This is a genomic window from Moraxella sp. TY6 (genome assembly GCF_048551375.1).
GTDB lineage: Bacteria > Pseudomonadota > Gammaproteobacteria > Pseudomonadales > Moraxellaceae > Faucicola.
In genome coordinates this window covers 64,533-78,306 of the sequence record NZ_JBLYZJ010000005.1, presented here as the reverse complement: position 1 = coordinate 78,306, position 13,774 = coordinate 64,533, and the positions used below count along the sequence as shown (strand labels likewise).

The 13,774-nt window shown below is 43.7% G+C and carries 10 protein-coding genes and 1 tRNA gene; 6 read left to right on the top strand and 5 right to left on the bottom strand.

Features of this window, described 5'->3' with window-relative positions; translation table 11 throughout:
• Positions 1–79 precede the first annotated feature (79 nt).
• Positions 80–262, bottom strand: coding sequence for a hypothetical protein (locus ACK1U4_RS05135; RefSeq protein WP_419401253.1), 183 nt, complete (start codon positions 260–262; stop codon positions 80–82).
• A 195-nt stretch (positions 263–457) separates the two neighbouring features.
• A complete protein-coding gene (gene recG / locus ACK1U4_RS05130; protein ID WP_419401252.1) occupies positions 458–2,617 on the bottom strand; it encodes an ATP-dependent DNA helicase RecG in 2,160 nt (719 codons plus the stop codon).
• Positions 2,618–2,772: 155 nt separating this feature from the next.
• Between recG and ACK1U4_RS05125 the strand changes: the two genes are divergently transcribed.
• The 3 genes from ACK1U4_RS05125 (at position 2,773) to ACK1U4_RS05115 (ending at position 6,760) form a co-directional block, all read left to right on the top strand.
• On the top strand, positions 2,773–4,143 hold the full coding sequence (locus tag ACK1U4_RS05125; RefSeq protein WP_419401251.1) for an NYN domain-containing protein: 1,371 nt from the start codon (positions 2,773–2,775) through the stop codon (positions 4,141–4,143).
• Positions 4,144–4,323: 180 nt separating this feature from the next.
• Positions 4,324–5,076, top strand: coding sequence for an endonuclease/exonuclease/phosphatase family protein (locus ACK1U4_RS05120; protein WP_419401250.1), 753 nt, complete (start codon positions 4,324–4,326; stop codon positions 5,074–5,076).
• A 133-nt stretch (positions 5,077–5,209) separates the two neighbouring features.
• Positions 5,210–6,760, top strand: coding sequence for a YfcC family protein (locus tag ACK1U4_RS05115; RefSeq protein ID WP_419401249.1), 1,551 nt, complete (start codon positions 5,210–5,212; stop codon positions 6,758–6,760).
• 316 nt (positions 6,761–7,076) lie between these two features.
• On the opposite strand, the gene rnr is transcribed toward ACK1U4_RS05115, so the two are convergent.
• Positions 7,077–9,320: a ribonuclease R gene (gene rnr / locus ACK1U4_RS05110; RefSeq protein ID WP_419401248.1), complete on the bottom strand. Its 2,244-nt coding sequence runs from the start codon at positions 9,318–9,320 to the stop codon at positions 7,077–7,079.
• A gap of 264 nt (positions 9,321–9,584) precedes the next feature.
• Positions 9,585–9,675: transfer RNA gene (locus ACK1U4_RS05105), tRNA-Ser, on the bottom strand.
• Positions 9,676–9,794: 119 nt separating this feature from the next.
• Here ACK1U4_RS05105 and ACK1U4_RS05100 point away from each other — a divergent pair.
• The gene (locus tag ACK1U4_RS05100; protein WP_419401247.1) at positions 9,795–10,826 is read left to right on the top strand and encodes a DNA/RNA non-specific endonuclease; all 1,032 of its coding nucleotides are present in this window, start codon (positions 9,795–9,797) and stop codon (positions 10,824–10,826) included.
• 215 nt (positions 10,827–11,041) lie between these two features.
• The gene (locus tag ACK1U4_RS05095) at positions 11,042–11,416 is read left to right on the top strand and encodes a DUF2147 domain-containing protein (protein WP_419401246.1); all 375 of its coding nucleotides are present in this window, start codon (positions 11,042–11,044) and stop codon (positions 11,414–11,416) included.
• Between the two features lie 362 nt (positions 11,417–11,778).
• Here the strand turns inward: ACK1U4_RS05095 and glnK are convergent, their stop codons facing one another.
• Complete coding sequence (glnK, locus tag ACK1U4_RS05090) at positions 11,779–12,117, bottom strand: P-II family nitrogen regulator (RefSeq protein WP_419401245.1); 339 nt, start codon at positions 12,115–12,117, stop codon at positions 11,779–11,781.
• A 208-nt stretch (positions 12,118–12,325) separates the two neighbouring features.
• Here glnK and murD point away from each other — a divergent pair, with 208 nt between their 5' ends.
• Positions 12,326–13,759, top strand: a complete 1,434-nt coding sequence (gene murD, locus ACK1U4_RS05085; protein WP_419401244.1) for a UDP-N-acetylmuramoyl-L-alanine--D-glutamate ligase — start codon at positions 12,326–12,328, stop codon at positions 13,757–13,759.
• Positions 13,760–13,774 lie beyond the last annotated feature (15 nt).

The window sequence follows — 13,774 nt, the reverse complement described above, 5'->3', positions numbered from 1 at the left end:
TTTTGAAACTTAGGGCGTTATCATATCAAAAATACAGCACCAAAATTAAACGATGGCGTATTTGATGACAGATACTTTATTATAGACCTGCAACAGCTTTAAAACCAGCTTCGTCAAAATCATCACCATGTGTCACAACGATGGTTTTGCCATCTTCACTTACGTTGACAAATTTTACGCCTTGTACATTTTCTGCTTTATTAACAATGGCTTCTGCGTCTGCTTTACTAGCAACATTGGCATCATATTTAGTTTGTGGCATAGTTGTATCCTTCATTTTAGTAATAAATAACGGTGGGTAACTCAAGGTGAATGCCCATGAAAAAATAATACATAAACTATCATATTATCCATTCATCGTACCTTAATTAGCAAATATTTTATACAGAACGAAAGTCAGTTGTCTGCTAGTATTTTGTAAATCTGATAAGAGGTTAAAAAGTTGGGATAATAGGAATTACGCATTAATATATTTCACCGCATCGGGTGTCCAATGGCTGATATACTGCTGTACATCCGCTTTTCGCTTGGGGTCGGCAATCAAGTATTTGGCGACAAACTGGGCGATAATCAGCAAATTTTCATCACGCACCAAGTCGCTAATATAATAGCTGTCAAAGCCTGTTTGACGTTTACCAAGCAACTCGCCCGCCCCTCGCAACTCCAAGTCTTTTTGGGCGATGACAAAGCCGTCTGTGCTATCACGAAGCACATTCAGCCGTTCAATCCCTGTTTCGGATAAAGGCGTTTGGTACAGTAGCACACAAAAACTTTTGGCAGTCCCTCGCCCCACTCGCCCACGCAGTTGGTGCAGTTGCGATAAGCCCAGCCGTTCGGCATTTTCAATCACCATTAGTGACGCATTCGGCACATCCACACCCACTTCGATGACAGTAGTCGCCACCAATAGGGCGGTTTTGCCTGCCTTAAAATCCTGCATCACCGCTTGTTTATCCGCAGGTTTCATTTTGCCATGTACCAAGCCAATCTTGAGGTTTAGGCGGTCGTCAAGGTCATCATAGGTGGCTTGTGCCGATTGAGCATCAAGGGCGGTGGATTCTTCAACGAGCGGACACACCCAGTAGGCTTGCTTGCCCTCTTGGCAGTTGACGGCAATCCGCTCGATAACCTCATCACGCCTATCACGGCTGATGGTGACCGTGGTGATGGGCGTACGATTGGGGGGCAACTCGTCAATGATGGAGGTATCCATATCACCAAACGCACTCATGGCAAGGGTGCGAGGAATCGGCGTGGCGGTCATGATGAGTTGGTGTGGTGTGGTGTGAGCCAGCCCTTTGTCAAGCAGAGCCATGCGTTGCTCCACGCCAAAGCGGTGTTGCTCGTCAATAATCACCAGTCCCAATTTGGCAAAATTGACATTTTCTTGGAATAAAGCGTGCGTACCGATGACGATTTGCACTTCATTATTCGCCACCGCTTGTAGGGCTTGCTCTCGCTCTTTGGCTTTTTGCTTGCCAGCGAGCCAACCCACGCCAATGCCAAGCGGTTCAAACCAATTTTTAAAATTGGTCAGATGTTGCTCTGCCAAAATCTCGGTCGGGGCCATCACCGCCACTTGCCAACCGCTATCGAGGGCATAGCAAGCGGACAAGCCTGCCACCAAAGTTTTGCCTGCCCCCACATCGCCTTGCACCAGTCGAAGCATGGGAATCGAAGTCGCCAAATCCGCCACAATCTCGCCTACCACACGGCTTTGGGCGTTGGTCGGACGAAACGGCAAACTCGCCAATAACCGCTCGGCAAGCTCACTTTGATTGTCACAGCGTGGGGCTTTGTGCTGATACAGTTGTTGCTTGCGGTACAGCAGGCTCAGTTGATGAGCCAACATTTCTTCGATAATCAGCCGTTGGCAAGTGGCGTGACTGCGATTTTTTAGGCTGTCTAACACTTGCAGTTGTTTGGTTAAATCGGTATAAATCGGCGGTTGATGGATAAAACTCACCGCATCGAGTAGGCTAAAATCGGCAAACGGATTACTGACATGAGCCAACAGCGGAAACTGCTTAGTCATCACGCTTTGCACGGTTTGCCAGTCGCTATCGGTCATGGTGGGGATATTGGGGTTCGCTTGTTTGACGGTTTGCAAGGCGAGTTTGACAAGACTACGGATTTTGTTTTGGTGCAAGCCCTTGACGGTGGGATAAATCGGAATCAGCCCTGTGTTGGTGAGGGGCTTGTGTCCCACGATGACCTCAAATTCTGGGTGGCTGATTTGCGTGCCGTATTTGTTGATGGTGACTTCGCCAAATACTCGTAAGCGAGTGCCGACTTGCATGGTCTGAGCCAGTCCTCGATACACGTTGAAGAATCGTAATGTCACCTGTCCGCCTGTGGCAAAGGCGGTGTCTTGCAAATGGACGCTCATGCCTGTTTTTTTGTTGTCAACGTGGGCGATGACCCCTTCGACAAGGGCAGATTGTCCGTGTTGTAGCTCCCACATGGCGACCAGTCGGCTACGGTCTTCGTAGTCTCTGGGTAGGTGTAATAGCAGGTCGAACACTCGCTCAATGCCGAGTTGGGCGAGTTGCTCGGCGATTTTTGTACCTACGCCAGCGAGGGCGGTGACTGGGAGGTTAAAGATGTCTTGGTTCATTGAGTTTTTGGGTTTGGGGTGTGAAATGGTTGGTTTATTATGGCATTTTTTGAGGGGATTTACAGGGTTAATCAAGAGGTATTGGGGGTAAAATGTGTTTATGAATTTAGCAGATTCTTTTATAATGGGCGAAAATTGAGAATTATTGATACATAATGACCCATTCACCACAAGTTTTTCAAAAAATCGCTGTTTTGATTGATGGCGATAATGCCAATGCCAAACAAATTGACGATATTTTCCAACAAATCAATAAGTTGGGTAAAATTGGCTGTCAAAAAGTCTATGGCGATTTTAAGCAACCTAATTTAGCAAGTTGGGATGCCATTGCTCTGAGCCATTTGATTGAGCAAGTGCATATTCCTGCTTATGTCAAACAGAAAAATGCGACTGATATCGCTTTAGCGGTGGATGCGATGGATTTGGCATATCAAGGTTATGATTGTTTTTGTATTTTGTCATCGGACAGTGATTTTAGTATTCTTGCCAAAAATTTACGCACCAAAGGGAAAAAAGTTTTTGGGTTTGGTCGAGAAACCGCCGTTGAATCCTTTCGCAAAGCCTGTGATAACTTTGTGGTATTGCCACGCTTAAAGCCTAATTCATCAACTGTAGCACCTTCGCCCAAAATTATACCCCCTAAAGTCACAGCCCCTGTCGTTGATGCCACTGAAACAGAAAAAACGCCCACTATTAAAAATCAAACCATAGCAACGGCAACTAATAAACCTATTAATTCAGTTAAGACCGTTGTTGCGAAATCTGCTACACCGCCACCCCAAGTCCCCAAAGCAACCCTAAGACAAGATACCCTTTCACAAACCACAACTAAATTACCCATTAACAAGCCATTGATAGATAAAGTCATTCGTATTTTACAAGAGAATCCAACCCCCAAAAATGGCTTTACCACTATGAGCTATGTGGGTAGTCAGTTAAAACAGCAAGAAATTAATTATAAAGATTATGGTTATAATAAATTACGTGCTTTTATTGAAAGTATGGGGGTTTTTGAAGTTACCCAAATTGATAATCACGATTATGTACGAATAAAAACACCTACCAAGCCCATCAAATCGCTTGCTGTCCAAAATACTCAAAATATTGCCATTCAACAGCTGACTCATCTGAACCAGTTTCAACAATCTATTTATCAAACCTTACTCAAGATGAGCAAGCATAATGCCTATGTTTCACTTGAAAATTTATATCAAAATACGCCACAAAATCACACTTTATCAAAATTGCAATTTTTGAATCAAATCAAAAGAGAAGGTCAAAGTATTTTGATTTTTCGAGGTGATTATGTCAAATTGAAAACAGATTTTCAGATTGCTATTTGTGATACTTTGGCAAAAATTAATCCAAACAACCACTATATTGATTTTGACCAAATTTTTCGGCACTTTCCTAACACCAAGTTTGGGTTTGATGAAAAATCGTTTCACGCTAAAATTAGAACTGAATGCCAACAAGTTTTAGACATTCCAAAACGTAGTCATCATGCCAAAATTAGACAATCTTGATTGCATAAGTAACTGAAAAAATTAAATTATAGTTGGATTTTCCGTGGGTAACGCTTTGCTAACCCACGCTACGAGATTGAATATTATAAGATGATTTTATTTCGGTACTTATAACCTACTATTTTTCACCATAATTCCGTGACTTTTACCAACACACCAATTAATTCCCAAAAGGTATTTATGTTACCCACCATCACTCTCACCAGCTACAACATCCATAAAGGCATGTCACCGCTCAACCGCCTTGTCAAACTCCAAGGCATCGCCGAAGCCCTCAAAAGCATCAACCCTGACATCGTCTGCCTACAAGAAGTGCAAGGGCAAAACCTCAAACGCATGGTCAAATACAACGAATTTCCCAACCAATCCCAACATGAATGGTTTGGCGAATTTTTGCAATACCAAAATAGCTACGGCAAAAATGTCGAATACAATCATGGACATCACGGCAATGCCGTCCTTGCTCGCCACCCCCTCGACCCCAAACACAATGTCAACATCACCGTCAGTCGTATGGAACAACGAGGGGTATTGCACTGTGAAATTTTGCCGACTGGTTGGGAGATACCCATCGTGGTACTAAATGCCCATCTCAATCTCATGGAAAATGACCGTGCCAAACAATATGACGTGATTTATCAATATGTCAATGACGTGATAGACCCAGCCCAGCCGTTGATTTTGGCAGGGGATTTTAATGATTGGAAAAAACTATCTTGCGAAAAACTGGGCAATACCCTCAATATGCAGGAAGCCATGCTTGCTCATCATGGTAAATTATTGCCAACTTTTCCCGCCAAATTGCCTGTCTTGAGCCTTGACCGTATTTATGTCCGTCATCTGAGCGTCAAACGTGCTTGGGTACATACAGGACAACCGTGGGCGAGCTTGTCAGACCACCTGCCGATTAGTGCGGAATTGGCATTATTATAAAAAATTCATCGCCAATCCCATGCCTTTATCCCACTTATCAAAATTTTTGCACGAATTAAATTTTTTTGTAGCTTTAATTTTGTAGAATGTTACCATTCATCGGTCAATTAATCCGATTTTGCAAGGAGGTAGTATGGATACGTCATCTACAGCGGTGGAGAAGGCGGTCAAAAAACGAAAATTTAGCTTTCCCACGGCTTATACCGTGTTGTTTTTGGTGTTGTTATTGGCAACCGTATTAACCCATGTGATTCCTGCAGGTAAATATGCCAAACTTACTTACGATGAAGAAGCCAAAAGCTTTGTCGTGACTGACCCCAAAGGGGATACCAAAAACTACGAAGCCACCCAACAGACCTTAACCAACTTAGGCATTAATATTAAGCTTGAGAAGTTTACCAGTGGTAGTCTGTCAAAGCCTGTCGCCATTCCAAAGACCTATGAAAATGTCGAAGCCCATCCGACTAGCTTTAAAGATTTTTTTATGGCACCGATTCGAGGCTTTGCCGATACCCAAGATATCATGCTGTTTGTGTTGATTTTGGGGGGTATTATTGGCGTATTGACCCAAACTGGGGCGATTAATGCAGGGTTTGCAGCGTTATCTCGTGTCACCAAAGGCAAAGAGTTTGTGTTGATTGTGTTGGTGAATTTCTTGATTTCACTGGGCGGAACGACATTTGGTATGGCGGAAGAAACTATCGCCTTGTTTCCGATTTTGATTCCGATATTTTTGGTCGCAGGGTATGATGCGATGGTTGGTATTGCGGCGATTTATTTAGGCTCTGTGGTGGGTGGAATTTTTTCGACCACCAATGTGTTTGCCACAGGCACGGCATCGGCAGTCGCAGGGATTTCCCCCAGTGATGGCATGACGTTTCGCTTTATCGGCTTGGTGATTGGGGTGGCGATTACCTTGGTGTATTTGCTACGCTATGCCAGTAAGGTCAAGCACAACCCTGCCAGTTCGTTGATTTATGACCAACGTCAAGCTGTGGAAGCCAGTCTCAAACACATGGGGCATGATGTCCCTCCCTTTACCAAAGCTCGTGCCTTGATGATTTTGGTGTTTGTCAGTGCGTTTTTTATTTTGACATGGGGTGTGTCTAGCCAAGATTGGTGGTTTGCCGAGATGTCGATGCTGTTTTTGATTGTCGCTTTTATCATCATTTTGTTGGCTATCTTTTTTACAGGTCTGTCCGAAAAACAAGCCATGAATAGCTTTATTTCAGGGTCTGCGGACTTAGTCGGTGTGGGGCTGTCGATTGGTATCGCTCGTGGGGTCAACTTCTTGCTAGAAGACGGCTCGATTTCGGATACGATTTTGTTTTATGCTGCCAATTCGGTGCAAGGCATGAGTCCATCGTTGTTTATCATTGTGGTGATGCTGATTTATGTGGTGCTGGGATTCTTTATCCAATCATCGTCTGGTTTGGCGGTTTTGTCGATTCCTATCATCGCACCGCTTGCTGATACGGTGGGCTTGCCTCGTGACACGGTGGTCAGTGCGTTTCAATACGGACAGGGGATTATGAGTTTTGTCGCCCCAACGGGCTTGATTTTGGTGGTATTGTCGCTGTTTAACATTACCTTTGATAGGTGGCTTAAATTCGTACTACCCATCATGGGTATCATTAGTGTATTGGCGGTAATTATGCTGATGGCACAAGTGCATTTTGGCTAACTTAAACGGATAAAATAAAAAATGCCAATGGTGAACCGTTGGCATTTTTTTTGATTAAAAATTGATTTGGTTAAAATTGGTACAAAATATGCAGTAATTTTAGAAAAATAATTCAGTCAAGTTAGGACTTACGCAAATTATCAATTCATTTCTCTGAATAAAGACGCTAGACCCCTGCGAATGCAGGGGTCTAGCGTCTTTATTTAGCAAAATACATTTAAAATTTGCGTAAGTCCTTAGCCATTGAAATTCAGAGTATTACATTTAAATTCCGTGGGTTATACCAAATAGACGGCTAACCCACGCTACGATTTATCTATTTTGAAGACTTATTTTTACCTTTCCCACGATTATTAAAGGCAGATTTTTCCAGTTGGGCGACCAAATCAAAGTCAATTTGCTGGGTATCCATATTCACCCCTGCGACTTTAATCCGCACTTTATCACCCAAGCCAAACACCAACCCAGATTTTTCACCTACTAGCTGTTGGGCTTTTTCATCATACACAAAATAATCCTGCCCCAAATGCGAAATATGAATCAAGCCATCAATCAGCACATCGGTCAAGGTGACAAATAACCCAAAATTGGTCACGGTCGTGACCACCGCATCATACTCTTCGCCAATATGCTCACGCATATACGAGGCTTTGAGCCACTGCTCGACAAAGCGACTGGCTTCATCAGCACGGCGTTCGGTCATCGAGGTTTGTTCACCTGCGTCTTCTAGCGACCAGTCGGGGATGGGGGCTTTTTTGCCTGTGACTTTCGCCTTAATCGCACGATGGAGCATCAAGTCGGGATAACGGCGAATTGGTGAGGTAAAGTGGCTGTATTCGTCATACGCCAAGCCAAAATGCCCAATATTAGTCGGTGAATAATTCGCTTGTTGCATTGAGCGTAATAGCACGCTATGAATACTAATCGCATCAGGACGCTCACGAGTGGCTTCGATAATGTGTTGATAATCGGCTTGCGTTGGGTTTTCTTCTGGGAAACTTAAACCAAAATGTTTAACAAAATCACTGACCCTTGCCGAGCGTTCCGCCTCTGGGGTATCGTGGTTGCGGTACAGCACAGGCAATTCTTGCGTTAAGGCAAAATTCGCCGCACAAGTATTGGCAAGTAGCATCATTTCTTCAATCAAACGGTGCGAATCGCCACGAGTGCGAGGAATGATTTCGCTAATTTTGCCTTCTTCATTAAATTTAATGTAAGTTTCGGTTGTTTCAAATTCCATCGCATGACGTTCTTCACGGCGTTGCAACAGCACTTGATACAGGTCATACAGCACATCAATGGATTTTTTTACCGCTTTATTTTGGGTAATCGACATCGGCACTTCGGCTTTGGTCGGTTCGCCTTGGATACTGGCAAAATAATCATTGACTTGGTTATAGGTCAAGCGAGCCTGCGAGTGCATGACGCTGGGATAAAACTCATAGCCTGTGACTTTGCCTGCTTTTGATAAAATAATATCGGCAACCATACACAAGCGGTCGACATTCGGATTAAGCGAACACAAGCCGTTTGACAGTTTTTCTGGCAACATCGGCACGACAAAATGCGGAAAATACACCGAAGTCCCACGTTCATACGCCTCTTGGTCAAGCACCGAATTGGCAGTGACATAATGGCTAACATCGGCAATCGCCACCACAAGGCGATAACCACCACCACGGCGTTTTTCGGCATATACCGCATCGTCAAAGTCACGAGAATCCTCGCCATCAATGGTGACTAGTGGCAACTCACGCAAATCTTTACGCCCTGCAAAATCCGCCTCGGTCGGCTCTTGATAGGCATCGACTTGTTTCATGACTTTATCGCTAAATTCATGCGGAATGTCATAATTTAACAACGTGGTTTTGATAATCAATTCACGGTCGTTGTCATCGACAAGGCTTTCGGTGATTTTACCAGTAGCAAACTCATGCTGATTGGGATAATCGATAATCCCCACTCGCACAGGGTCGCCCAGTCGCAAACCCATTGCCTCGATATTTTCTTCGGTCACTGTGATAGGCTGATGACCGTTGGGGCTAATTAACTCGACAAAAAAGCCATCATCGTCTTTTTCAAGCTTGCCGATATAGGATTCTTGGGCGTGTTCGACCACGCTTAACACCCGTCCGTTCATGCGTCCACGATTGTCGCTACTGGTGGCGATGGCTTTGACTTTATCGCCATGAAACACCCAACGCATTTCGGTTTCATTCAAAAATAAATCAGGCATATCCTCCAGCACCACAAAGCCAAAACCTTTGGCGTGCGAGGCAACAATGCCTGTCACCGCATCGTTTTCGGTCAATGGGCGAAAAATAAACGGATTACCGCCATCGGCATCACGGCTGATTTGTCCATCACGGTACATGGCTTTTAGGCGGTGACCCAATGCACTATATTGTTCATCATCAAGGTCAAATTTCATGCCGAGTTCGTGATGGGTCGCCTCGCCAAGTTGGGTAAGGGTTTGTAAAATTAATAAACGGCTGGGGATTGGATTGTCATAGTTTGCCGATTCTTGGGCGGAATTAGGGTCTTGCCAGTTTGTGGTCATAAGTTATAAGTCTCTTTCATTATAGTGATTAAAATTTGGTAGTTAAAAACTATCTTATCATATTGTTAGCGTTATCGGTTATTTTGGCAAAATTTTAGCGAGAAATTTATGAAGGTATTTGTATACCAATGTAACTATTGGATAGTTTGATAATGTTTTGGTTTGTTTTGGAAAAGAAGGTAAAACTAGGTTGATTTAAATTCTTGATATTACTGGGTTTTAATGATATTTTGGATTTATTTGGAAAACAGCGAAAATAAAGATTGGCGGAGACGGAGGGATTCGAACCCTCGATACGCTATTAACGTATACACACTTTCCAGGCGTGCGCTTTCGACCACTCAGCCACGTCTCCGAAGATTATGATTCATGTATTAATCATAAATTTTGAAAGGACGCTTATTTTACCCAAAAAAACCACCATTGTCATGTATAATTATCACAAACCTCAAATTTAACCACCAACACCTGTCTATGACCCACCTGTCAAAAGCCCAACTTCACGACCAATCCATGACATTGCCCCCCATTGTATTGGCACAGCGACCAACACTGACACAACCACTACTAGGCTGTGTACTAGGTCTAATGCTCACGCCTAGCTTTGCCAAAACCGCCACTAGCCCCACACAGCCCCATACAGCGACACTCACTGCGACAGACAACACCCAATCAAACCGCTATCAACAAGACCACCTCGCCCAATGCGGACAACAATATCCCAGTGCCAAACCCCCACAATTTTTAGCAAATAAAAACCTCGACATTTACTATCTATGTTTTGAAGGCTTTGCCGTGGGCTATTCCGCCATTAGCAAAACCGCCCTATGGTCAGCCGAACACCTCACTCGACAGCGTATCGAACAAGCCAGCACCCTTGATAGGGTCAATAACTTTCACGAAGAAAGCCGACTGCCCAACCGTATCAAAGCCACCCTCAATGACTATAAAAACGTCCCTTACGACCGAGGACACCTTGCCCCCAATGCTGACATGGCAACGTTAGCCCAACAATATGACAGTTTTAGCCTTGCCAATATCGTTCCCCAAAATCCCCAACACAATCGCAATATTTGGCGAAGTGTCGAATCTCGCACACGCTACCTCACCCTTAAACATGGTGACGTTTATGTCATTACAGGCACAGCATTTGTTGGTAAAAATATCAAGAAAATCAACCAAAATATCCTAGTTCCATCCCACCTATACAAAGTTATCTACATCCCAAGCCTTCAGCAAGCAGGCGTATACTACAGCCCCAATGATGACAGCCAACGCCTTGAAGTCATTAGCCTCAACGAACTGGCATTGCGGACAGGCGTGGATACCATGCCCAGTCTACCTAGCCATATCCAAAACAACGCCATGTCACTACCCACCGATGACATCGCCAGTCCCAATCAAAAAAACCAACACACCTCAGAAAAAACACCCACAGGCATCATGGTCATCGCCAACCTTATCTTATTGATTTTAGAGTGGTTAGTTGGTTTATTAAGCAAATAAGTGGGTGATAGGTGTTTTTGATAAAATTCATTAAAAACAATAACTTGTAATTATAAAAATTGATTAATATAGAATTTAGTAAGATTTAGTAACCAAAAACTTATACAACCTTGTAAAAAAACATTTACCCACACGCTATTTTAGCTATAATGTCAACTTATCACCCTAACCCATTTTCTTCTCTTCTACAGGGTGAGGACACAAGGAAGCTGTTTATGAAATTTTCTGTTAAATCAATCGTATGTGGTGCAGTATTATCAAGCGTGAGCGTTGTTGCAATGGCAGCCGATCCAATCGTTGGTACATGGCAAACCTATGAAGATGGTCAACCAAAAGCCCAAGTACAAATCACCCAAGCGGGTAGTGCTTTTAATGGCAAAATCGTGGCAGGTAATACCGAAAAAGCCAAAACTTTCGTTGGTAAAACTGTCCTCACAGGCGTGACTGCCAAAGGTGGCGGTAAATATTCAGGAAAAGCCAAAGACCCACGTTGGGGCATCGGTTTGGGTGCGGACATCAGCGTTAGTGGTTCAAGCATGACCCTAAGCGTGCCAATCAAAGGTAGCCAAACTTGGAAAAAAATCAAATAATCTGGATTTTATCCTTGTTTAAATTAGAAATGACAAAAATTTGTAGGGTGTTATGGTATAAGCCCAAAATGGCAAAGTAGGATTTCTAATTGAATTTACTATAAATGAAAAAAGCTGGAACGTTCCAGCTTTTTTTATGCTAGCACATAAGTGCTAAGACAAGATTATCTTAGATAGCCGTTTAAACTAAAAATAAGACAGTTTCGTAGGGGCGTATAGCATACGCCCAAAATTTCAAAGTCTTATTTTTGATTTAATTCACTATAATATTCAACCTTATAGCGTGGATTAGCAAAGCGTAACCCACGGAAAATCTAGACGTTAAATTTTTTCAGTTACTTTTTTCAGTCACTTAAAGGCAATTAAATCGCACTTGCCCCAGTTTCACCTGTACGAATACGAATCACTTGCTCAAGGTTAGTGACGAAAATTTTACCATCCCCAATCTTTCCTGTGCTTGCCACACGAGTGATGGCTTCAATCGCAGGTTCGACCATCTCATCTGTGACGGCAATTTCAAGTTTCACTTTTGGCAAAAAGTCCACCACATACTCCGCCCCACGGTAGAGTTCGGTATGACCTTTTTGACGACCAAAGCCCTTGACCTCAGTGACAGTCACCCCTTGCACCCCAATTTCGGACAAAGATTCACGTACATCATCCAGTTTAAATGGTTTTAAAATCGCAGTAATTAGTTTCATGGTAAGTTCCTTGATAAGGCTTGTTCAAAAAATAAGACTTGTTCAATGCTAAGATAACAGTGATTAGAAAATATTGCAAACGTTGGCATTTTTTAGGCAGAAAATGCTATGATAACCGCTGAAAAATTGCCTCAATCACTGACCTAATTTTATCTCAATTTTGACTTTCAAACCTTTCTTGATTATAGATTATCAATGGTGAACCCTAATGACCCAACCTATGTCATCTTCTCATTCGCACGCCCATACCCAATCGTCAACTGACCTCATTCAACGAGGTGATGGGCTACAAGTCGTGGTGGGACTGGGAAAATCTGGCTTATCCGTGGTCAAGCATTTACACGCCCAAGGCTATGCCGTGGCGGTCACGGATGGGGGCGAGCCAAGTTTGGCAACCGCATTGCCAGCAGGCATCATTACACGATTTGGGCAGTTAGATAGTGAGCTGATTGACCGAGCCAGTCGCATTATTATGAGTCCGGGGATTGACCCTTTTTTACCGATTTTTGCCAATGCTCGTGCCAAGCAAACCCCCATCGTCAGTGATATTCAACTATTTAAAGACATTTGTCATCAAAAAAATATCCCTATCGTGGCGATTACAGGCTCAAATGCCAAAAGTACCGTCACCACTTTGGTGGGCGAAATGGCAAACAATGCAGGTCGAGCGGTAGGGGTTGGCGGAAATTTAGGCACACCTGCATTAGATTTGCTGGAGCAACCGCTGGATTTGGCGGTGTTAGAGCTATCCAGTTTTCAATTACAAACCGTCACCGATTTATCCGCCCAAGTTGCCACCGTGCTGAATATGTCACCTGACCATCTTGACCGTCATGGCGATATGCTCGGTTATCATCAAGCCAAACACCGTATTTTTCAAGGCGTGAAATCCATCGTGGTCAACCGTGATGACCCATTAAGCCGACCATTGGTGGCAGATACGATGCCGACCATTAGCTTTGGCAGTCAAGCCCCTGATATGCACCAATATGGACTGATTACCGATGGTAACGGCGATATTTGGTTGGCAAAAGGGCGTGAGCGTTTACTGCATGAAGCCGATCTCCCAATAAAAGGTCAGCATAATTTGATGAATGCCTTGTCTGCATTAGCGTTGGGCGAATCAGTTGGCTTGCCGTTGGACAGTATGCTTCATACCCTCAAAAATTTCCACGGTTTACCGCACCGTTGCCAATTTGTTGCACAGGTGCATGGGTTAGACTGTTACGATGATTCTAAAGGTACAAATATTGGCTCAACCATTGCGGCGATTTTGGGATTGGGTAAAGTATACGCCCCTAAAGGCAAAAAACTCGCTGTGATTTTGGGTGGACAGGGTAAAGGGCAAGATTTTGCCGAGCTTGCCAAACCATTGCGTGACTATGCCAGCCAAGTATATTTGATTGGGCAAGATGCTCAAATCATTGCCGATGATTTAGCCAAACAAGGGTTAGATGACCAACAAACCGCAGTAAACATCAGCTTTTGCCAAACCCTTGCCAATGCAGTTGAGCAAGCATGGCAAGATAGCCAAGCTTCAGCCGAGTTGGGTGTTTTGTTATTATCCCCTGCGTGTGCCAGTTTTGACCAGTTTAAAGGTTATACCGACCGTGGAGAACAATTTCAACGGTTGGTTAATTAATGGGTTAATGAAGAA